Source organism: Streptomyces sp. NPDC041122 (assembly GCF_055592445.1).
In genome coordinates this window covers 1-20676 of sequence record NZ_JBVIYQ010000012.1, presented here as the reverse complement: position 1 = coordinate 20676, position 20676 = coordinate 1, and the positions used below count along the sequence as shown (strand labels likewise).

The 20676-nt window shown below is 67.3% G+C and carries 22 protein-coding genes; 9 read left to right on the top strand and 13 right to left on the bottom strand.

All coding sequences use genetic code 11. The features are described from left to right. Positions 1 to 7 precede the first annotated feature (7 nt). Together ACZ6B8_RS34645 and ACZ6B8_RS34640 are read right to left on the bottom strand one after the other, a co-directional pair. Positions 8 to 2017, bottom strand: a complete 2010-nt coding sequence (locus ACZ6B8_RS34645; protein ID WP_471609737.1) for a B12-binding domain-containing radical SAM protein — start codon at positions 2015 to 2017, stop codon at positions 8 to 10. Between the two features lie 158 nt (positions 2018 to 2175). Further along, entirely contained in the window at positions 2176 to 2325 is a 150-nt protein-coding gene (locus ACZ6B8_RS34640; protein WP_362361536.1) for a hypothetical protein, read from the bottom strand. Between the two features lie 207 nt (positions 2326 to 2532). Between ACZ6B8_RS34640 and ACZ6B8_RS34635 the strand changes: the two genes are divergently transcribed. The 3 genes from ACZ6B8_RS34635 to ACZ6B8_RS34625 all read left to right on the top strand — a co-directional run bounded on the left by ACZ6B8_RS34635 (position 2533) and on the right by ACZ6B8_RS34625 (position 4361). Continuing rightward, positions 2533 to 2877 (top strand): hypothetical protein, encoded by a 345-nt coding sequence (locus tag ACZ6B8_RS34635; protein ID WP_471609736.1) that lies wholly within the window; start codon positions 2533 to 2535, stop codon positions 2875 to 2877. Between the two features lie 212 nt (positions 2878 to 3089). After that, the gene (locus tag ACZ6B8_RS34630; RefSeq protein WP_471071991.1) at positions 3090 to 4043 is read left to right on the top strand and encodes a hypothetical protein; all 954 of its coding nucleotides are present in this window, start codon (positions 3090 to 3092) and stop codon (positions 4041 to 4043) included. Positions 4044 to 4070: 27 nt separating this feature from the next. Continuing rightward, the gene (locus tag ACZ6B8_RS34625) at positions 4071 to 4361 is read left to right on the top strand and encodes a hypothetical protein (protein ID WP_471071988.1); all 291 of its coding nucleotides are present in this window, start codon (positions 4071 to 4073) and stop codon (positions 4359 to 4361) included. 125 nt (positions 4362 to 4486) lie between these two features. On the opposite strand, the gene ACZ6B8_RS34620 is transcribed toward ACZ6B8_RS34625, so the two are convergent. Next, positions 4487 to 5947 (bottom strand): MFS transporter, encoded by a 1461-nt coding sequence (locus tag ACZ6B8_RS34620; protein ID WP_471609735.1) that lies wholly within the window; start codon positions 5945 to 5947, stop codon positions 4487 to 4489. Positions 5948 to 6160: 213 nt separating this feature from the next. On the opposite strand from ACZ6B8_RS34620, the gene ACZ6B8_RS34615 reads away from it, so the two are divergent. Continuing rightward, the gene (locus tag ACZ6B8_RS34615) at positions 6161 to 6808 is read left to right on the top strand and encodes a TetR/AcrR family transcriptional regulator (protein ID WP_471609963.1); all 648 of its coding nucleotides are present in this window, start codon (positions 6161 to 6163) and stop codon (positions 6806 to 6808) included. A gap of 122 nt (positions 6809 to 6930) precedes the next feature. Here ACZ6B8_RS34615 and ACZ6B8_RS34610 read toward each other — a convergent pair whose 3' ends face one another. Then, positions 6931 to 7707: an alpha/beta fold hydrolase gene (locus tag ACZ6B8_RS34610; protein WP_471609734.1), complete on the bottom strand. Its 777-nt coding sequence runs from the start codon at positions 7705 to 7707 to the stop codon at positions 6931 to 6933. A gap of 110 nt (positions 7708 to 7817) precedes the next feature. On the opposite strand from ACZ6B8_RS34610, the gene ACZ6B8_RS34605 reads away from it, so the two are divergent. Continuing rightward, complete coding sequence (locus ACZ6B8_RS34605; protein WP_471071977.1) at positions 7818 to 8645, top strand: helix-turn-helix domain-containing protein; 828 nt, start codon at positions 7818 to 7820, stop codon at positions 8643 to 8645. 401 nt (positions 8646 to 9046) lie between these two features. On the opposite strand, the gene ACZ6B8_RS34600 is transcribed toward ACZ6B8_RS34605, so the two are convergent. Together ACZ6B8_RS34600 and ACZ6B8_RS34595 are read right to left on the bottom strand one after the other, a co-directional pair. After that, on the bottom strand, positions 9047 to 9916 hold the full coding sequence (locus ACZ6B8_RS34600) for a SigB/SigF/SigG family RNA polymerase sigma factor (protein ID WP_471609733.1): 870 nt from the start codon (positions 9914 to 9916) through the stop codon (positions 9047 to 9049). 153 nt (positions 9917 to 10069) lie between these two features. Next, positions 10070 to 10477, bottom strand: coding sequence for an ATP-binding protein (locus tag ACZ6B8_RS34595; protein WP_471071971.1), 408 nt, complete (start codon positions 10475 to 10477; stop codon positions 10070 to 10072). A gap of 261 nt (positions 10478 to 10738) precedes the next feature. Here ACZ6B8_RS34595 and ACZ6B8_RS34590 point away from each other — a divergent pair, with 261 nt between their 5' ends. Then, positions 10739 to 11164, top strand: coding sequence for an STAS domain-containing protein (locus ACZ6B8_RS34590; protein ID WP_471071968.1), 426 nt, complete (start codon positions 10739 to 10741; stop codon positions 11162 to 11164). Positions 11165 to 11254: 90 nt separating this feature from the next. Here ACZ6B8_RS34590 and ACZ6B8_RS34585 read toward each other — a convergent pair whose 3' ends face one another. Next, complete coding sequence (locus ACZ6B8_RS34585) at positions 11255 to 12829, bottom strand: MFS transporter (RefSeq protein ID WP_471609732.1); 1575 nt, start codon at positions 12827 to 12829, stop codon at positions 11255 to 11257. Between the two features lie 89 nt (positions 12830 to 12918). On the opposite strand from ACZ6B8_RS34585, the gene ACZ6B8_RS34580 reads away from it, so the two are divergent. Further along, positions 12919 to 13284 (top strand): winged helix-turn-helix transcriptional regulator, encoded by a 366-nt coding sequence (locus ACZ6B8_RS34580; protein ID WP_471609731.1) that lies wholly within the window; start codon positions 12919 to 12921, stop codon positions 13282 to 13284. 28 nt (positions 13285 to 13312) lie between these two features. Here ACZ6B8_RS34580 and ACZ6B8_RS34575 read toward each other — a convergent pair whose 3' ends face one another. The 6 genes from ACZ6B8_RS34575 to ACZ6B8_RS34550 all read right to left on the bottom strand — a co-directional run bounded on the left by ACZ6B8_RS34575 (position 13313) and on the right by ACZ6B8_RS34550 (position 18259). Then, complete coding sequence (locus ACZ6B8_RS34575; protein WP_471609730.1) at positions 13313 to 13924, bottom strand: malonic semialdehyde reductase; 612 nt, start codon at positions 13922 to 13924, stop codon at positions 13313 to 13315. Between the two features lie 12 nt (positions 13925 to 13936). Beyond that, on the bottom strand, positions 13937 to 15250 hold the full coding sequence (locus ACZ6B8_RS34570; RefSeq protein ID WP_471609729.1) for an NtaA/DmoA family FMN-dependent monooxygenase: 1314 nt from the start codon (positions 15248 to 15250) through the stop codon (positions 13937 to 13939). After that, the gene (locus tag ACZ6B8_RS34565; protein ID WP_471609728.1) at positions 15247 to 16095 is read right to left on the bottom strand and encodes a creatininase family protein; all 849 of its coding nucleotides are present in this window, start codon (positions 16093 to 16095) and stop codon (positions 15247 to 15249) included. The genes ACZ6B8_RS34570 and ACZ6B8_RS34565 overlap by 4 nt, the downstream gene beginning before the upstream one ends. Beyond that, positions 16092 to 16988, bottom strand: coding sequence for a beta/alpha barrel domain-containing protein (locus ACZ6B8_RS34560; RefSeq protein WP_471609727.1), 897 nt, complete (start codon positions 16986 to 16988; stop codon positions 16092 to 16094). Before ACZ6B8_RS34560 ends, ACZ6B8_RS34565 begins: the two co-directional genes overlap by 4 nt. A gap of 42 nt (positions 16989 to 17030) precedes the next feature. Then, positions 17031 to 17597, bottom strand: coding sequence for a hypothetical protein (locus ACZ6B8_RS34555; RefSeq protein ID WP_471609726.1), 567 nt, complete (start codon positions 17595 to 17597; stop codon positions 17031 to 17033). Positions 17598 to 17806: 209 nt separating this feature from the next. After that, positions 17807 to 18259, bottom strand: a complete 453-nt coding sequence (locus ACZ6B8_RS34550) for a flavin reductase family protein (RefSeq protein WP_471609725.1) — start codon at positions 18257 to 18259, stop codon at positions 17807 to 17809. A gap of 212 nt (positions 18260 to 18471) precedes the next feature. Between ACZ6B8_RS34550 and ACZ6B8_RS34545 the strand changes: the two genes are divergently transcribed. Further along, a complete protein-coding gene (locus ACZ6B8_RS34545) occupies positions 18472 to 19464 on the top strand; it encodes an Lrp/AsnC family transcriptional regulator (protein ID WP_471609724.1) in 993 nt (330 codons plus the stop codon). Positions 19465 to 19518: 54 nt separating this feature from the next. Further along, positions 19519 to 20676: CTP synthase (locus ACZ6B8_RS34540; protein ID WP_471609723.1), on the top strand; the 1158-nt coding region annotated here is incomplete at its 3' end.

Sequence of the window (20676 nt, the reverse complement as noted above, 5' to 3'; positions counted from 1 at the left end):
GACTCCTTCAGCGTGACGGGCGGGTGGCGGCCGGCCGCGGTGCGTCGCACATGACTCCGACGTCCGCGGCGGCGAGTTTGCCGAGCAGGGTCCGGCCGTGCGCACTGGTCGCGATCAGGGGTTCGCCGGGCGCGGTGCCGCGGGCCACGTGGCTCTTCGGCAGGGAGTACACCTGCTCCCGCACCGGATCGGCCAGCAAGGCCGCACCACCGCCCGGGCCTTGGGTGTCGAACCTCGGCGGAGCACAGCGGATCCAGGGGTGCGGGCGCAGCGCACCGTGCCGTGCCATGCGCTGATCGGCGGCTCCAACTGGCCCCTCCGCGGACGCGGACGCGGATGCGGAGACGGAGGCGGACGCGGTGGTGGGCGCCGCAGCGGCCGCGGTCGCGGAGATCCGGCGCATGCCGTGCTTCAGCCGGCGCAGCATGTCGGGGCGGGCGGGGCCGCCGACGGTGGTGTGCCGCCTGCCGAACCTGCCGCCCAAGTAGTTGAGTTCGCGGTTGGCGGCGAAGGCGTCGGAGTCGTCCAGGATCACGTCATGGCGTTGCGGGTCCGCGACCAGAAGGGTTCCCGGCTCGGCCACCATGAGTTCGAACGCGTCGACGGCGAACTTCTCGCGGTTGCGTTCGAGGAAGCGGAGCGACTCCTCGGCCTCCTCCTCGGTCTCGTCCAGAAGGCCGCCCATGACGGAGAAGTTGACCCGGATGTCCGCCGCCGCGAGATTGTCGAGGATGGTCTGGAAGTCCGCGGCACGGACACCCTTGTCCAGTCGGTCGAGCAGCCGCTGTGTGACGCCCTCATAGCCGACGGCCATTCCCTCGCAGCCGAGTGCGGCCAGCTCCTCGCAGAAGGCCGGGTCGAGCAGGATCGGCTCCAGGCGGTTGCGGGTGTTGAACCGGACACGGAGGCCGCTCTCGCGCACCAGCCGCATGGTGCGGGCGAGCAGACGCAGATTGGTGTTCTCGTCGACGACGGTCACGAAGTCGATTCCGGTGCTCTCCACGATCCGGCGGACCGCGTCCGCGAGCTGTCTCGGCGAACCCTGCTGGTAGGCCCCGCGTTCGAGGGATCTGTTGCCGTAGGAACAGAAGATGCAGCGTCCCCAGTAACAGCCCACACAGGACACCATGGAGAGGACGACGGTGTCATTGAGATAGGAGTGCACCTTCAGCCCGTCGTAATCAGGTGCGCCGATGTCTTTGAAGCGGAGAGTGGGCGGCCGGCCGGGGGGTGTCGCGCCATGGGGGTTCACCCATCTCATTCCCGGCACGTCCGAACCAGGAGCCTTACCGGTGAGATGGGCCAGCCAACGCTCCAGAGGTTCTTCGCCCGCGGTGACGCAGAGTACGTCGACCGCGGTACGTACGGAGGTCATCGCGGCCAATTCGTCGTGGCGCAGCATGACTTGCTGTCCGCCGAGGCAAATGGGCGTGCCCGGGAGGAGCTGCCGTATCCATCGGGCGATCAGCAGTGCCGGCGCCAACTGGCTGAAGAAGGCGACCGATATGCCGACTGCCCGAGGCGCGGATGTGTGGAGAGCTTCGGTCAGCAGGGCGTGCAAGGTCCGGCTCGCGAAGTCGAGGGAATCGACCCGTACGTCGGACAGCCGGAGCACCTCCTGGTCGAGCGAGGCGAAGTCGTCCCACACCTGCGACAACGCCGAGTCGCGCAGCATCAGTTGGGCGGACTGCCGCGCCAGCCGCACCGCGCGCACGGGGCCGAGGCGGGGCGCCGGGTCCTTCGCCAGGACGAAGTCACGCATCTCGCCGAGATGCTGCAGGGCGGCGTCGGCCACCGCCGCGCGGTACCAGGCGGGCAGTTCCTGCGCCGCGTCCAGGGCTGCGGCCTCCCGCTCCAGCGCCGGCCCGTCGAGCAGCCGGTGGACGAGTTCGATGCTCAGATCGGCCTGATGCGCGCTGTAACCGGCCCGGCGGACGTGGCCGGCGAGATAGGGCAGGCTCAGATACGGGAAGAGGGTCGCCTCCGTCAACGGCGGGAAGAGCAGCAAGAGATCCATGCCATCCGTCCTGATCCGGACGGTGCAGCCGACCGGGTGCGCGAGGTGCGGGAACGCGACTGTGGGGTCCAGAACCACGGGGACCGAAGGAGCTCACAAGCGGGTGGAGCTCGGACCTCGACTTGTGAGCCCCTCGCGGAGCGATTCAGTCAGACCGGTCAGGCGGCCGGTATGTCCGAGGAACGGTCCGCGTTCTTGGCGATGTAGTTGTAGGCCGTGGACGAACCGCTGACTTGCAGCTCGTCCATCTCGAGCACCTCGAGTTCACCGAGGTCGCTCTCGATCTCTGTGTTCATCTCGATGTCCATGGAACCTCCATGCGTCAGTGGAAGATGAAACGGGAGTAGGCTTCTGGGCCTTCCGTCCCCGAACAGGCTCTCTGTCACATTTCATCATGGTCAAGGCCCCTATCGAGCCAAGGCATTTCGGCCGTTGGGTGCGGGGGGTGGCGGCCGCGGGGTCGAACCCGACAGGGGTTTCCGGCCAGCGGGGGAGTAGGGGAGCCGCTTCCGGTGGTGACCTCGGGTGACGGGGTGGTCGCGGCGACGGCGGAACTGGCCCTGCGCGCGGACGCGACGAGGCACCGCGGAACGTCGGGAGACGTCTTCCGCGCACATTTCATCGCTGGTCAGGTACAGGCCTGTGCGGCCATGCACGGCGCCGGGTTGCTCAAGGCCATGACAGCGCTGACGCACGGCCTACTGAGGAGTTTCAACAGGCCCGAAATGAACAGTCGTTCACACCAATTCGGTTTCTGGGCCTATCGCTCAGGGAAAGGCGAATTCCGCGCCGAACCGTCGGCTGAATGGCCGGAAGTCACCGTCAGCCGTCGTCCGCTCCGCGGAGCGCCGTCGGGATGACGGCTCACATGGCGTCGTGCCGGGCCTGCGTCTCGTCGGCATCGGGACCAAAGTCCCCCGCAGAGGACTTTGGTCCCATTTATTATTTAGATCCGATAAACCCGGTTCACGTTGGCTGCGGCATGAGGCACAGTTCTTCAAGATCATCTTGGTGCAGGAGCCCCCCGGGTTCATGCGCCGACGCATAGTGAACGTCGTACCGGAAGGGCCTCATGCATCACCGTCAGCGCACCGCGACCGGCCTGGTCGCCGCAGTGACCGCCACCTCGCTCGTCATCGCCGTCGCTCCGACGGCCGCTGCCGACACACGGGACCAGCGCGGCCAGAAAGCGGCCGCAGGCATCGAACGGGTCACTGGTACGCAGGACTTGGCCGACTCCTCCGCCGCACCGGGCGTAGCCGCGCGGAGCGTCACGCAGACCGAGGGCGGCACGGTGACCGTGCAGGCCCCCCAAGACGCCACCGGAAACGTCAGAACCACGGCTCCTGACGGCACGGCCTTCGGGCTCGGCCTGTCTCGGACGAGGGGTGTCGAGGGCCTGAAGGCCGGCTCCGGGACCATCGTCTATCCCGACGCCGCCGTCTCCACCGACCTCGCTGTCCAGCCCACCACGGAGGGCGGTGCCCGTACGCTCGTCACCCTCAAGGACAAGAACGCTCCCACCGAGCAGCGTTTCGACCTCCAGATGCCGAGCGGGGCGCACCTGGCCGCCAACGACAGCGGTGGCTACGACATCTTCCAGGACAGCGGAGAGGGCTTCACCGCGCTCAAGGGAACCATCTCGGCACCGTGGGCCAAGGACGCCAACGGCAAGGACGTCGCCACCAGCTACAAGCTGGAGGGCAACACGTTGGTGCAGAGTATCGACACCAACGGCACCACCGCGTTCCCCGTGGTCGCCGACCCTCACTACACCTGGGGCATCGTCAGCGGAACGGTCTACTTCAACAAGAGCGAAACCCGGAAGATCGCTCTAGGCGGCGGGCTCGCCGCCACCATCATCGCGTCGATACCCGCCGGCTTCACCACGGCCGCCGGCATCACCGTTGCCGCGATCACCACGATGGCCAACATCGCTCAGTCCCACAAGAAGTGCCTGAAGATCAAGAGCTACGGGAAACCCGGGGAGTACTCGGGCAAGCAGGGCGACGGCTACTGCCGCTGACATTCTTGCGGAGAAAGGTGCATCCCGATGACGTTCCTCTGGCTCGCACTCATCGTCGTCTTCGTCCTCGTCGAGATCTGGCTGACGAAGCGCTCCCATCGCCGGTCCGCCTGGCGCACGCTCAACGGCGACCGCGTCGCCCTGGCCGTCGGCGTGGTGTGGTGCGCCATCGCCGTCGCCACCTCGTGGGCCGATGACAACGACCCCGTCGGCGGCCTGCTCTTCGGAGGACTGACAGGCACGATCGTCGCCTGTGTCGTCGCCACGGCGCGACGCAGGAGCGCACACCCGCGAGGCAAGAAGAACACCTCTTACTGAGGAGTTCACGCACCGTCAGGGCGGGCCGAGCGTCGCTGCTCGGCCCGCCCTCTCGGTACACACCCGCCGGAGCAGTCGCCTGTACGTCCGCGCGACGCCGCCTTGCCCGGACGGGTCCTGGCGGCTCAGGCAGCCTCCTCCACGGAGTGCGAGTCGGTCAGGGTGCAGGCTCCGACCGCCGCGATCACGCCGACGATCACCGCCAGCGCGGCATACGTGATGCGCTCGCCGTGGAAGAACGACTGCACGAGGCCGCCGCTCCAGGAACCCGCGGGCAGCTGAGTGGTGACCAGGGCGGCGATCAGGGTGCCGACCACCGCGGTGCCGACGCTGGTTCCGACCTCCTGGGCGGTGTCGTTGAGCGCCGTGCCGATCGAGGTGCGGTTCTCCGGCATCGCCTCGACGAGGGCGATGGCGCAGATCGTCATGACGGTGCGCAGCCCGACGGTCATCACGACCATGCAGACCGCGATGGCGGCGTACCCGTGCTCCACACCCCAGGCGAGGCCGGACAGAGCGCCGGCCAGGCAGGCCGCGCCCACCAGGCAGGCGACGCGGTGGCCGAACCTCTTTGCGAGCCATTCCGAGAGGGGAGTCGCGATGATCATGGTCACGATGATCGGCAGGTTCGCCAGGCCGGCCCGCACGGGACTCCACCCGTAGGCGTACTGGAAGTGGAGGATGAGTCCGAACATCACGCCGGCCATCGCGATGGACGTACCGACCTGGGCGATGGCCGCGCCACGGACGGTACCGCCGGAGAAGACCTTGAGGTCCAGCATGGGGGCCTTGCTGCGGCGCTCGTGCCACACGAACGCGAAGCCCGCGGCCACGGCGCCGAGGACCGACGCGAGCGTGGTGGCGGAGAGCCAGCCGTGCTCGACACCGCTGGTCAGCGCGTAGCAGGCCAGACCGATGGTGAGGACGCTCAAGGCGGCGCCCGGCAGGTCGAGCCGGTCCGCGGTGAGATCCTCGGGCCGGTCGGCGGCGACGCCGAGCCGCACGCCGATGGCGGCGATCAGCGCGATCGGCGCGTTGATGAGCAGGAGCCACTGCCAGCTCACGTGGGCGAGCGCGGTACCGCCCAGCAGCGGGCCGAGGACGAAACCGGACATCCCGACGACGATCATCAGGGTCATCGCGCGCATGCGCAGCGCCTGGTCGTCGAAGAGCCGGAAGACGAGCGAGTTGGTGATGGGCGCCATGGCCGCGGCGGCGACGCCGAGCCCGGCCCGCAGGGCGATGAGCTGCCCGCCGGAGTCGACGGCGATGACGCAGAGGCTCAGCAGGCCGAACGCGGCGAGGCCGACCAGCAGCACGCGTCGGCGTCCGAAGCGGTCGGCCATGGACCCCGCCGTCAGCAGGAGACCCCCGAAGGTCAGCGAATAGGCGCCGGTGACCCACTGCAGGGCAGTCGTGCCGCTGCCGAGGTCACGGCCGATCGTGGGCAGCGCGATCGACAGCAGGGTGTTGTCGACCATCTCCACGAAGAAGGCCAGGCAGAGCGCGGCCAGTGGGATCCACGCCGCGCGCAGCGACGGGTAGGTGCGGGTGCGGGCTATGGCGGGCTCGGTTGTCGTGGTCATGGCCAGCCTCCTCTCCGAGCGGCGTCGGTCACCGAACGACGCTCGATGTGGAACACGATTCGATGAACGAACATCGTTCGATGATGGAACGTCGTTCGACTATAGAACGCGGTTCGATGCCGTGCAAATTGTGATTGGATGGAGGGCATGACCGCCTCGCGAACCCGCCCCGCCGAAGCCCCCGCCCGCGGACGCAGGCGCGCTTCGCACTCCATGGAGGCCGTCCTCACCGCAGCCGTCGCCCTCCTGGACGAGGCCGGCGGATCGGCCCTGACCTTCCGGGCGCTGGCCGCCCGGCTCGGCACCGGTGTCGGCACCATCTACTGGTACGTCTCGAACAAGGACGAACTGCTCGACCGCGCCACCGACCACGCGATCGGGGAGATCCTGGCCGCCGTGGAAGACCAGCCCCTCAGCGACGACCCCATCGCCGACCTCCGCGCGATGGCCGTCACGCTGTTCGACGCGATGATCGACCGGCCCTGGCTGTCCGCGTACTTCATGCGCAACACCGACGTGCAGGGGCACTCGCTGCGGCTGTACGAGAAGCTCGGTGAGCAGACGCTCCGCCTGGACCTCACGCCCCGGCAGCGGTTCCACGCCGTTTCGGCGATCACGGGAGTCGTCGTCGGCACGGCCGCCGACCTGGGCATGGAAATCCCCCAGGAACTGCTCGACGGCGAAGTGGACCGCGACGTGTTCCTCGGCCGCTTCGCCGAGAAGTGGCGCTCACTGGACGCGACGGACTTCCCGTTCGTGCACCAGATCGTCGACGAGTTCGCCGGGCACGACGACCGCGACCAGTTCCTCGCCGCCCTGGACCTGACCCTGGCCGGCCTCCGCCTGCAAGCCGGGACGTGATCCGGGCGGCCCGCCGACGAACGGTCGGTCCGCGGACGCCGGCGGACAGGTACCCCCCTTGGTGAAGGCTGAGCTCGCTGTGTGGGCGTGTGTCGGCGTGTGGGCGTGCGTCGGCGTCCTGGTCAGCCGGCCGGCGAGAAGGCTGTGATCGCGTCGGCGAGGTCGACCGGTGCTTCCAGCGGGATCAGGTGACCCGTCCTCGCGATCACCGTGAAGTCGGCTTCGGAGAGGTAGGGAACCAGGTTGTCGCGGAGTACGCCGACGGGCTCGATGTTGTCGTTCTCTCCGGCGACGACGAGTGCGGGCACGCTGATCATGCGGGTGTGCTCGGTGATGTCCTCCGCGATGCCCCGCAGCGGCCACTCCGTGCGGGCGGCGTCGGCGCTGGAACGCGAGTCGGTCGCGATCTGCGACGTGACCGCGGCGGGGAGCTCGGTCGCGGTGAGGACGTTGTCCCGCGCGGCGGCGGCGGACTCATCGGAGTCGTAGGCGTGGGAGAGGGCTGCCTGGTACTCGGGTGTGATGTTCGCGGCGGGCTTCGCCGGGCCGGAAGCGACGAGGGCGATCCCTCGAAGACCGGCGGGCCGGGTCGCTGCGATCAGCTGTGCGACCTTGCCACCCATGGAATGACCGACGAGGACGTAGTCGGTGATGCCCGCGTCGGCGATCACGGCGAGCGTGTCGTCCGCGTACCGACGGAGCGTGTAGGGGCCGGGCAGGCTGCTCGAGCGGCTCCACCCGCGGAAGTCGACCGTGACGATGTCGCGCCCCGGAAGGCGGTCGACGACGAGGTCCCAAGTGCGGGCGGAACCGCCCCAGTAGTGCAGGAACACCAAGGTCGGGGCCGCCCCACGAAGGTGGTCGTAAGTGGGCAGAAGCGGCTGCTGTGTCGTGCTCATCGAAACTCCTCGATCGGTGTTCTGACGCCGTGTCGTCCCATTAATTGGACCTCTCCGACCCCCTCCGTGGCATGGGCGCGACTGGTCGCCCGGTGGTGGAAACTGGACACGTGAGCAAGATCCGGCAGATGACCTACCAGCCCGTCGGGAGCGGTGCCGCCGCTGTCGAGACGATCACGTTCGGCCGCCTCCGCGAGCTGAACGACGGCGGCACGCAGCGAGCTGACTTCCACGTCCTCGCCGTCGTTGATGCCGGGCACGGGTCGGTCGTCGTGGACTTCTCCGCGCACCCGCTTCGGGAGAGGTCCGCGGTGTGGATCGCTCCTGGCCGTGTGCACCGGTGGGATGACGTCGCCGACGTGGAGGGCCACGTCGTGCTGTTTGTCCCGACCGCACCGGTCACCCATGTCACCCGGGCTCTCGTCGCCTGCCCGGACCTGGTCGCGCAGTGGAAAATCCCTGCCGCCGACTGGCCGTTCGTCGACGCCGCGCGCAACCATCTCCTGCTCGAAGCATCCGTCCCACCCACGGACGCCTCGACGGAACTGCCGCAGATCCTGCTCTCCGCCCTCGTCGCCCGGCTCCGCCCGCCGCACGGCGAAGCGTGGTCGGCCAATCCGGTGTTTCGACTGTTCAGGGCCAGTGTCGAAGCGCACTTCCGGGAACACCACGACGCCGGTTTCTACGCCCGGACTCTGGGATATGCGCCCCGCACCCTCTCAAGAGCGGTGCAACAGGTCACCGGCCGCACCGCGAAGGCGTACATCGTCGATCGAGTGGTCCTGGAAGCCAAGCGGCTTCTCGCACACGAACGCCTGACTGCGGCCGGCTGCGCCAAGACACTCGGCTTCCCCGACGCGTCGAACTTCTCGGTGTTCTTCCGAAAGGCGACAGGCATGCGGCCGGGCGCGTGGCAGAAAACGGTGTCCGTCGAATGAGGGTGGCGCTCACGTGGCGTCATGCTCGCCCGTGACGATCTTGGAGCTGCGAGAGGCAGAGGCGCCTGCGTTCAAGTGGGGGCCGACTGGGGCCGGACGGCCCCGCGCTGATCAGCGGACTACATGAGGATGGACCTCGCCCGCTCGGCCCTGCCCCGGCGGCACCCGACGCCTGGTTCCCGACGGAATTCCCACCAGTACCCGAGGAATCGCGCATGAGTTACGTGTCAGACCGCACCGCCGCGCGGCAACCTGTTCAGCGAGCCGGTCGACACGCCACCGTCGATCTCCCCGGCGGGGCGGTGCGCCACCTTCTCGGCCACCCGGAGTCGGTGTTCGCGGCGCACCGAAAGGAGCTCCGTGGTCGCCGGTAGGCGGCACGGAGCTCCGGTCGAGAGGGGTTACTCGGTTGCCGTCAGGCCGGTGCGGAGCTTGGCGATGAGCTTGCTGATGAGGCGGGAGACGTGCATCTGGGAGCAGCCGAGTTCGGTGGCGATGTCGCTCTGGGTGTGCTCTTCGACGAAGCGGAGGTGGATGATGCGGCGCTCGCGTTCGTCGAGGTCGGCGATGAGGGGGGCGAGGGAGTGGAAGTTCTCGACGAGTTCGTAGCGGTCTTCGTCGATGCCGATGAAGTCGGCGAGCATGGTGTCGGACTCGTCGTCCTTGCCGGAGACGGCGGCGTCCAGGGAGACGCTGCTGTAGCCGTTGGAGGCCTTCTGTGCCTCGGTGACCTCGGAGGGGTCGAGTTGCATCAGTTCGGCCAGTTCGGCGGTCGAGGGGGAGCGGCCCAGGCGGGTGCGCAGTTCCTCGGTGGCCTTGGACAGTTCGATGCGGGCTTCCTGCAGCCGGCGGGGTACGTGGACGGCCCAGGAGGTGTCGCGGAAGAAGCGCTTGATCTCGCCGGTGATGTAGGGCACCGCGAAGGAGGTGAACTCGACTTCGCGGGTGAGTTCGAACCGGTCGATCGCCTTGATGAGGCCGATGGTGCCGACCTGGACGATGTCTTCCATCTCCTGCTGTCCGCGGTGCTTGAAGCGGGAGGCCGCGTACTGGACGAGGGAGAGGTTCATCTCGATCAGGCAGTTGCGGACGTAGCTGTACTCGCGCGTGCCCTCTTCGAGGTGGGTGAGGCGGTCGAAGAAGTGCCGACCGATCTCACGGGCATCCGTGGGGCGGACCGAGGAAGGGTCGGCGTAGGCGCGCTCGATCAGAGACTCCTCGACCGCCCCGGTCGTGGTCCGCCTCTGCTCGTCGACTGCCACGCTGCTCATGGTGTCCCGCCCCTTTCGTAGACCTGCTGTTCCTGCTGGCTCTGCTCGCTCGCTCTGCTCGCGCCGGTCCTGCTTTGTCCGCGCTTGCTCTGCTCGCGTGCTTGCGGTTACCCGAAGCTCGGGGAGCCATGCATCCTATGTGAGTTGCCCAGATCACAGTCCGGTAGAAGTGGGCGACGACGCCAGGGGCCCGGGCAGGGCCAGCACGGCGGTGATCGTCTTGCCGTCCGCCTCCACCTCGACGTCCAGGCGCGAACACAGGCGCTGGATCACCATCCAGCCGTGCCCGCCCGGCCTGCCCCGTTCGGCCTGCTGGCGTCGCGGCACCTCCCGGCTGGCGTCCGCCACCCGCAACTGCAGCTCCGCACCCTCTATGAAGACGCCGAAGCGGGTCACGCCGCCGGCGTGCAGGAGGGCGTTGGCCGCCAGCTCACTGGCCACGAGCAGCGCGTCGTCACGCAGGCGTTGCGCCTCGGGCCGCGGCAGCCCGCGGCACACCTCCACCAGCGCCGAGCGCACCGTGGACCGGGCATCCGCACAGCTGATCTCGTCTGTCGCCACTGATTCCACTGCCTCGGCTACACCCATCCCGGCATTGACCCTTTCCCCGCTCATGTTCGGTCACCGCTTTCGTTTCTTCGGTATTCCTCCGCCTGCCCGGCGGCGCGGGCTCCACGCCCCTCTCGGCCCCGCCCGCCTTGCCCGGGGAGGTTTCCCGCCCGGGGATACGTCCCGAACGGCCCGCTCCGCCCGCGGCCTTGGCCTACGATTTCTGGCACATACCCCGGTCACATGCTCCCAGACGTGTGGGAGGGTCTGGGCATGGTTTTCGACAGACAGAGCATCGACGTCACCCGACAGGACCGGGTCACCGTCGTCTGCTTCCGCAACGAGCTGGACCTCGAAGACACCACCGAGGCGACGCTCGCGTTGTCCCGTGCCCTCGCCGATGGGCCTACCGACGGGACGCTACTCGACCTGTCCGGCCTCACCTTCGCCGACAGCACCCAGCTCAACGTGATCCTGCGCGCCCACGGGGAGCACCTGAACGCTCAACGGCCCTTCGTTCTCGCCGGCCCCTACCACCCCGGTATCGCGCGGCTCTTCGAGGTCACCGGTGTCACCGACGTCCTGAACCTGGCCGACACCCGCGACGAGGGCATCCGGCGCGTCCGTCAGCTCCTCGAGGCCGGCAACGCCCCCGCACCGGCCTCCGACCAGAGGCACCCGCCGTCCGCCTCCATGTGAGCGCGCTGTACACGTAGATGGCCCTGCACACTTTGATGAAAGGGGTGGGCCCGCCGTTCGAGGCGGGCCCACCCCTTTCCCGTCACTGGCCTAGATTTTCGAGGTGCTTCGCTTCGGGGGACGCAGCAGGACGGCTGCCATGGCGGCTGTGGCGGCCAGACCGACGGAGGCGAGGGCCAGCACGGTGGTGAAGCCCCGGTCGTAGACCTGTCGTGCTGCACGCAGCAGCGCCTCCGCGGTGTGGGGCGGGAGGCCGGGAGCAACGTTCTCGGCGCCTGAGAACGATTGACCGGCTTCTGCTCGTTGATGGGGAGAGAGGCCTGGCACCTGGGGCAGACCGGTCCGGTACACGGCGGCAAGGACGGTGCCGAGGACGGCGACGCCGAGGCCGGCGCCCAGTTCGAAGGAGGTCTCCTGGATCGCGGCCGCCTCTCCGGAGCGCTCCGGCTGGGCGGCGCTCATGATGGAGTCGGCGCCGAGCGTCATCACGATGCCGGCGCCGTATCCCGCGCCGAGCAGTGGTGGGAGCAGCACGCCGTAGTGGTGTGTGTCGCCGGTGATGGCCATGACGGCGAGAGCGGTGGCGAAAAGGGTGAGTGCCGCGGTGAGCGCCCACCGGTTGCCCCATCGATGGGAGACCCAGGGCGCTGTGACGGCGCCGATGGCATTGGCGGCGGCCAGGGGCATCAGGGCGAGTCCGGCGCGCAAGGGTGTGTACTGACCTACTTGCTGGAGCCACTGGGTGAGGAAGAACAGCAGGGCGACGTATGAGCCGAAGCAGCCGATGACGCACAGGGTGGCGGTGGTGAAGCGTCGCTCGCGGAAGAGGGAGAAGTCCAGGAGCGGCTCGTCGATGCGTCGCTGGCGGCGTACGAAGCGGTGGAGCAGGATGCCGCCGATGATGGCCGTGATGACGATGAGCCAGTTCACCCCTGCGTGTTCGCCTGCCTGCTTGAGCGCATATACTAGGCAGGCCAGGCCTGTCACGGACAATGCCACGCTGGCCAGATCCCAACGGCGGGGAACGGGATTCCTGGACTCGGGGATGACTCGAGCACCGACGGCCAGGAGAACGACGATAATGGGGACGTTGATCAGGAACACCGCGCCCCAGCCCCACCGCGCGGTGACCAGACCGCCTACCAGCGGGCCGACGGTGGCACCGACGCTGTGGGCGGAAGTCCAGATCCCGATGGCGAGGGCGCGCTCACGGTCGTCGGTGAAAACGACTCTGATGATGGCGACCGTGGATGCCATGATCATGGCTGCGCCGATTCCGAGCGCAGACCTCGCCGCGATGAGTTGTGCCGTCGAGGTGGAGAAGGCCGCCGCCGCCGAGGCCATGCCGAAAACGGCGAATCCGCTGAGCACCATGCGGCGCCGACCGATGCGGTCGCCGAGGGTGCCGCAGGTCACGAGCATGGCCGCGAGCGTGAGCGAGTAGACGTCGACGATCCACAACAGCCCCGCGGGAGTGGGGTCGAGTTCCCGGCTCATGCTGGGTACGGCGACGTGCAGCACGGTGAGGTCGATGCCACACAGCAGCAGGCTTCCCGACACCACGGCCAGCACCAGCCACCGCCGCCCGGAGGAGGCGCCCGCAGGCCTCGCATGTTCCGTCGCCTCGGTTGTCTGCACCGGTGCAGGTGCCTCCTTGTTTGACATACGCTCACTTTCGGGGAGTACTGACACGAGCCACAAGTACGGTCTTTGTTGTCCCCTACGCACACTCCGTATACCGATAGAGGTCAGCAATGCGTTCCAGCACCGAGGGTGTCCCGGACCAGTGCGCGGTCGAGTTCGCCATGGAACTGCTCGGGGGCCGCTGGAAGCTGGCCATCCTCAAGCAGCTGGTCGCGCGCAGCCACCGCTTCGGGGAACTGAGGCGCGCCCTGCCCGGCGTCACCCCGCGCATGTTGACCCGCCAGCTGCGGGAGCTGGAAACCGACGGCCTGGTGATACGGACCGTGTATGCCGAGGTGCCGCCGCGGGTCGAGTACGCCCTCACCGAAATCGGGCACAGTCTGGACTCCATCACCGACGAGCTGGACAAGTGGGGCCGCTGGTACCGCGAGACGGTACGCCGCGATGCGGCGTCCGGCCTTCGCTCCCCGGCGTGACCAGGGGCGAAGGCCGGACAGGCCGGCATCACAGCGTCGTACGAACCTCGTCGTAGGCGAGTCGGGGTGCCCGTGGCCCCTCGTGCCCGGGCTCAGGCCGTCCGAGGTTGATCACGAGCAGTGCTGAAAGGCCACCGGCCGGGAAGAACTCCCGGTTGACGCCGTCCTCGTCGAAGCCGCTCATAGGCCCCGCGGCGAGACCGGCCGCCCGTACCCCGATGATGAAGTAGGCGGCCTGCAGAGCACCGTTGAACCGTGCGGACCTCTCCCGGGAGGGCAGATCCCCGGCGTACAGATCCGCGGCCCCGGGGAAAGCTGGGAACAGCTCAGGAAGCCTGCGATGGAATTCGGTGTCCACCGCAAGCAGTGCGGTCAGGGGCGCGCGCAGAGTTTTCTCCCGGTTCCCTCGTGAGAGATGACGGGCCAGCCGCATTCGGCTGTCCGACGAGCGGAGCAGAAGAAGTCTGAGGGGTTGCTGATTGAAAGCGGTCGGACCGTCGCGGATGAGGTCGTACACCGCGCGGACCGTTTCATCGTCGACTGGTTCACCCGTGAAGCGGTCCGCGCTGTGTGCCTGCCTGAACAGCTGGTCCTGAGCGCGAGTGTCCAAGACCAGCCGAGGTGCGGTGGGGATCTTCATCTGGTACCGGTCTCAGAATTCCGCGAGATTCTGCCGCAGAGTGTTGCCGGGTGTATACGCCGACCGGGTCAGGCCGCGGCGCTGCAGTGCGGGTACCAGGCCGTCGGTGATATCGGCGATCCAGCGCCGGTTCAGCCGCAGCACCGGAGTCGTCAGCATGAAGCCGTCGCCACCGACTTCCTCCATCGCTTCGCCCATTTTCTCGGCTACGTGGTCCGGCGTACCGATTAATTCCAGCGAGGAGACGAGTCCTCCGGCGCCGTCGATGACGAGTTCCCGCAAGGTCTTGCCGCTGCCCCATTGCTGCAGTTGATCCAAGGAGCCTTGTTCGCCGTTGGTCTCGAGGCGGTACGGCAGCGGCTTGTCGAGGTCGAACTTGGCGAAGTCGATCTCTGTGAGCGCGGATGTTTCGGCGAGGATGTCGTGGATGAACTGAGGGGAGGAGACCATCCGCTGGTACTTGTCCCTGGCGTCCTGTTCGGTTTCGCCGACGGTCGGCGTCACGCAGAACAGCACCTTGACTTCATCGGGATCGCGTCCTGCAGCTTCGGCGTGTTTGCGCACGTCGTCGCGGAACTGCTTCATGCCGGACACGCCATTGGCTATGGCAATGACGGAGTCCGCGTTGCGGGCCGCGAACCTTCTGCCCCGGGGGGAGGCGCCGGCCTGCACGAAGGCGGGCCGGTGTTGCGGGGAGGGCACGGTGTTCAGCGGGCCACGCACACTGAAGTGCTCACCTTTGAAGTGGATCGGCCGGACCTTGGTGTGGTCGGCGTAGATCCCGTTCTCCCGGTCGAGTACGACGGCATCTGCGTCCCAGGAGGCGAACAGTTGCCGCACCACGTCGACGTACTCGTCGGCCGCCGCGTAACGGACGTCGCGCGGTGGCAGCTCCTTCAGGCCGAAATTCTGGGCGGCCAGATTCTCGGCGCTGGTGACGATGTTCCAGCCGAACCGGCCACCGAGCATGCTGTCCAACGTCGAGGAGAGCCGCGCCGTGATGAATGGCGGGTACGCCATGGTCGACAGAGTGGCGACGATGCCCAGGTGAGAGGTGGCCAGCCCCATCGCGGTGGCGAGCGGGACCGGATCGTGCTTGGGCGCGACCATCCCCTGGCGTAGGGCCCGCTCGGAGGAACCACCGTAGCTCTCGGGGACCATGAGCTTGTCCTCGATGATCACGTAGTCGAAGCAGGCGCGTTCCAGGGCCTGGGCGACCTCCGTGTAGAACTTGCCGTCCCACGGGGAGCCGCCGGTGCCGAACGGGCCCTGCCAGTCATCGGGGGTGAAGTTGAAGATGAAGGAGAGATGGAACTGCCGCGTCATTGGTCTTTCCCTCCGGACTGTGCGGTGGATTGGCGCTCCGGTGCGGTTCGTCGGCGGTCGGGCTGCACCCATGCGAACAACAGCCCCTCACCCGCCCGCACCAGGGTTGTCGCCTCATCGACGACGTGGCGCAAGAGCTTCTCGCCAAGCGCGGCACTCGAACCTGACGTTGTTGAGAGAATGCCGTGGGTGGTGGTCTTCTCCACGTCGACAGGGTGGAGATAGATGCCCGCCCGGGGCGGTTGATCGTGATCCGGCCGCTGCTCGGTGACGAGGTCCGGACGCAGGTGGAGCATCAGGCTGGTCTCGGTGACCCCGGCGTGCTCGGCGTGCCAGCCGGGGAATCGGGGAATCTCTGCGTCGGTAAAGGTTTCACGCACCAAGCTCCACCAGCTGAACGCGAAGACCTCCGTTCTGTCCAGCAGGCCCTGCTCGCGTACCTGGTCCAGCGCCTCGAAGAGGAACGGCTCGTTCTCGTAATGGCCGTTGACCACGATGAGCCGGGTCATGGGGAGAGCAGCCAGGGAGCTGATGGTTTCTCGCAGAAAGCGGATCAGTGTCTCTCCGGTCACGTGCACGGTTCCGGGGAAGTTCATGCCGCCGCCGCTCTGCGGCAGCGACCGTGCACCGATGGCCTGCGCGGGGAGAGTGAGGGCACCCAGATCCCGCGCGATCTCGTCGGCGAATGCCTCTGCGAGCAGCAGGTCGACGGAGAGCGGCAGGTGCGGGCCGTGCTGCTCGATGGCTCCAATGGGCCAGATGACGGTACGTCCGCGTACAGCGTCGGTGACCTGGCTGCTGGTCAGGTCGGTGAGCCGAAGAACGTCCGACTGTGCGCTGCTCATATGGCGGCGCCCTCGGACTCACGGTCGGTCGGCACCGGAGGCTCACTTTGTGCGGCAGCCAGTGCCCGGCTCTCCGTCAGGATGCGGTTCAACGTCTGATACATGTCGGTGTGCAGGGCCGTGTAGACCTGGACCGCGTCGGCGCCGACGTTGAGGTAGTCGGCCACGTCGCGGCCGCTGGTGACGCCGCCGCACCCTAGGACGGGCAAGTCGATGCCACGCCGACGCAGTTGCCAGATGGCGGCCAGTACCAAAGGCTTGATGCCGGGGCCCGAGTAGCCGAAGACGCCGTTCAGTTCCAGGTCCCCGGTGGCAGGGGATATGGCAGCACCCGAGATCGTGTCGCTGATCGTGACGGCGTCGGCACCGCCGGCGATGGCGGCGCGCACCCGGTCCTGCATGCCCTCACCGATGGCCAGCTTGACCGACATCGGCAGGCTGGTGTTGTTGCGGGTTTCGGAGGTGTAGGCGTAGACCCGGTCGGGGTTGTCATCCTCCAAGCCGTCCTCTTCGTTGAGGCACGAGATGCCTAGTTCCAGTGCCCGGCAGCCGGCCCTCTCGACGTCTTTGGCCAGTGCGGCCAGTTCGGCCGGGGAGTCGGCATGGAGGGAGGCGATGACGGGGAGTTGGTCACCGGCGAACGAGCGCAGCACCTGAAGCCAGTGGTTGACCGGGCGCTTGGAGTAGGTGGTGCTGTTCAGCATGCCGACGGGTAATCGCAATATCCGCTCGTCCAGCCCCTGGGGCGGGTTGGGGTGGATGGTCTTGGTGACTACGGCTCCGGCTCCTTTTTCTATGAGTTTGCGGATGTTGCGTTCCTGGTCCGTCAGCAGTCCGGATCCCACGATCACCGGCGTAGTGATCGGCAGGTCCAGAATGGTCGTGTCGGGCACTGAGTGACTCCGTCCGGGGGCGTTATGGGAAGAGGGGGCTTCCTAGGCGACCAGACTCGCGCCGACGGCCTCGCGCTGCTGTTCGGTCGCGGCGAGCACGGCGTCGATGACACGACCCGGCTTCTCGGCGAACTCCTCGAAGTCGATGACCTGGACGAAGCCCACCTGGTGCAAACCCTTGAGGAGGTGGCTCGCGGAATCGGCGAACGGCTGCTTGGTGATCAGCACGATGGGGCGACCCATGGCCGTGGCCCAGCCGAGTTCGACGTGGGTGCCGTCCGTACGCCGCAGTATGCCGTCATCCAGAACGGGCAAGACGGGGACGAACACGTCGCACTTCTTCATCCACCGGAAGTCACGCACGGAAACCTGATCGGGTGTGAAGGCCGCGGTCTCGGCGCCGAACCTCTCGACGACGTGCGCCGAGAAGACGTTGCCGCCGTGCTCCTTGACTGTCCCGATCACCGTGGTGATGGCGGTCTCCAGGTCGTTGGCGAAACCGTTCTCCAGGATGGCGTGCTGGATCGGCCCGCCGACGAAGACATCGAGGCCTGCGAGAAGGCCCGCCTTCTGCGTAGGCGTCGCTTCCCTGGTGGTGGTCTCAGTCATGGCGTACTGGTCCTTTCAACGAAGGTGGAGGCCCACTGTCAATGGGCCGATCAAGGAGGGATGCCAAGGTGGCAGCCGCGTTTCCCGGCGTCAGCCAAGGGGCCGACGCGCACGCAGGCGTGTGGGCTGCTGTCATCCGGGTGGCAGAGTGTGTGGCGCGCCTCGGCCCTCGACGGCGGTGCCGAGAGCAGCACGAAGGCAGAAGGGGGTCAGCGGGAGGCGGCGATCCGCGCGTAGCGGCTGCGGTGGTACAGCAAGGGCTCTTGCGCGGCATTCGGCTCACCGAGTCGGCACACGTCGCCGACCACTAGGAGGTGGTCGCCGCCGTCGTGTTCGGTGTGCAGGCGGCAGTCGATCCAGGCGGCAGCGCCGACCAGATGAGGAGATCCGTCTGGTGAAGCGGCCCAATCGATCTCGCTGAACTTGTCACCGCCGGAACGAGCGAACCGCTCGCTGAGCTGGCGCTGGCTGTGCGCCAGCACGTTCACGCAGAAGCGCGCGCGCTCCCTGATGGTGGGCCAACTCGTCGAAGTGCGGCCGACCGACAGCACGATGCGCGGTGGATCGAGGGAGAGGGAGGAGAACGCCTGACAGGTGAACCCCACGGGCCCCTGCGGCCCCATGGCAGTGACCACCGTGACGCCGGAACAGAAGTTCCCCATAACCGAGCGGTATGCACTAGAGGTGACATGGGAGCGCACTGCTGTGGGGGTGCTCTCGCTTAACAAGGTCGGTCCTCTCGGCCTGGGCGGCCCACATGGTTACGGCGTATGCACTGTCCGTCACGACTGTGACGGAGCAACAGTCTGCACCAGGTGATCGATGGAGACAACACCCATATCTTTTTCGTTAAAGAACCTGCAATCATGCCTCCATGGAGACGGATTCAGACAGCCTTGAGCTGATTGATCAACGTATCGTGGCTGCCCTCCAGATCAGTCCGCGGGCAGGCGTCGCGGAGATGGGGCGCATCTTGGGCGAACACGAACGTTCGGTGGCGCGACGGGTACAGCGGCTCACCGCTGAGGGTGTCGTTCACTGCACGGCGGAGTACGACCTGTCACGGTGCGGGCTTGGCCGTACCGTGCAGGTCTACCTCAAGGCTCCCCGGGCCGGCCTGGAAGAGGTCGCCGGCGGATTGGCAAAGCACAGCGACGTGCTCAACATCGCCGCCGTCAGCGGGAGCGGTGGCCATCTGTGGTGCGAGGTCCTGATCCCTTCCCTGCCACTTCTGCATTCCCTGACAGCGGAGCGGATTTCGAGCCTCTACGACGTGGAGACACTCGGCCATCACATCACTTTGCGCTCCTTCAAGACCGAGGCGCAGTGGCACGCTCCCGTCCTGACCGAGGAAGAACAAACGCGCTTGCGGGCCAGTATGGCCCGGCCCCTGGCCGTGGCCGCAGGCACGTACGAACTAACGCCTACCGACGAACGCGTGGCCGCATCTCTGGTCAGCGACGCCCGCATCAGCCTGACCGACCTTGCCAAGCACCTGGACTTCTCCACTGCCACGGCCGGACGGCGTCTGGCCGCGCTGCTGGAGCGCCGAGTTCTTCGCCTGCACACGATCGTGGATCCCGCTCTGGTGGGCTACCCGGTCGAGGCCCGGATCTGGCTGAAGACCCACCCTGGAGAGACTGGCACGGTAGGCGAAGCCATGGCGGCCTGCCCCCGCGTGCGCCGCTGTGCCGCCATGACCGGACAGTACAACTTGCTGGTAGATGTGGCCCTCGAACACGAGGTCGGCTTGTACGACTTCCTCGTCCGCGAGCTGGGGCCGTTCCCCCAGATCCTCGGCATCGATACAGAGATCTTGACCCAAAGATACAAACGCGGACCAGTCGCCAGCTACGGAAACCGGTAGCACCGTAGGCCCGTTCCGCATCCATGCCGCAATTACGGAAGGCCTCTCTCAGTCGTGCATCTGAAGCCCGCCATCATCAAGCACATCTTCGTCACCGGGGGTGTCGCCTCTTCCCTCGGCAAGGGTCTGACTGCCTCCAGCCTGGGTGCGCTCCTCAAGGCGCGTGGCCTGCGCGTCACGATGCAGAAGCTCGACCCGTACCTGAACGTCGACCCGGGCACGATGAACCCCTTCCAGCACGGTGAGGTGTTCGTCACCAACGACGGCGCCGAGACCGACCTGGACATCGGCCACTACGAGCGCTTCCTCGACGTCGACCTGGACGGTTCGGCGAACGTGACGACCGGCCAGGTCTACTCGCAGGTGATCGCCAAGGAGCGGCGTGGCGAGTACCTGGGCGACACCGTCCAGGTCATTCCGCACATCACCAACGAGATCAAGCACCGTATCCGCCGCATGGCGACGGACGATGTCGACGTGGTCATCACGGAGGTCGGCGGGACCGTCGGCGACATCGAGTCGCTGCCGTTTCTGGAGACCGTCCGTCAGGTCCGTCACGAGGTCGGCCGGGACAACGTCTTCGTCGTGCACATCTCGCTGCTGCCCTACATCGGCCCCTCCGGCGAGCTGAAGACCAAGCCGACCCAGCACTCCGTCGCCGCGCTGCGCAACATCGGCATCCAGCCGGACGCCATCGTGCTGCGCGCCGACCGTGAGGTGCCGACCGCCATCAAGCGCAAGATCTCGCTGATGTGCGACGTCGACGAGGCCGCCGTGGTCGCCGCCATCGACGCCAAGTCGATCTACGACATCCCCAAGGTGCTGCACACCGAGGGCCTGGACGCCTACGTGGTCCGCAAGCTCGACCTGCCCTTCCGCGACGTGGACTGGACGCAGTGGGACGACCTGCTCGACCGGGTGCACAACCCGCAGCACGAGGTCACCGTCGCCCTGGTCGGCAAGTACATCGACCTGCCCGACGCCTACCTCTCGATCACCGAGGCGATGCGTGCCGGCGGCTTCGCCAACAAGGCCCGCGTCAAGGTCAAGTGGGTCACCTCCGACGACTGCAAGACGCAGGCGGGTGCCCACAAGCAGCTCGGTGACTGCGACGCCATCCTGATCCCCGGCGGCTTCGGCGAGCGCGGTGTCAACGGCAAGGTCGGCGCGATCCAGTACGCCCGCGAGAACAAGGTGCCGCTGCTCGGCATC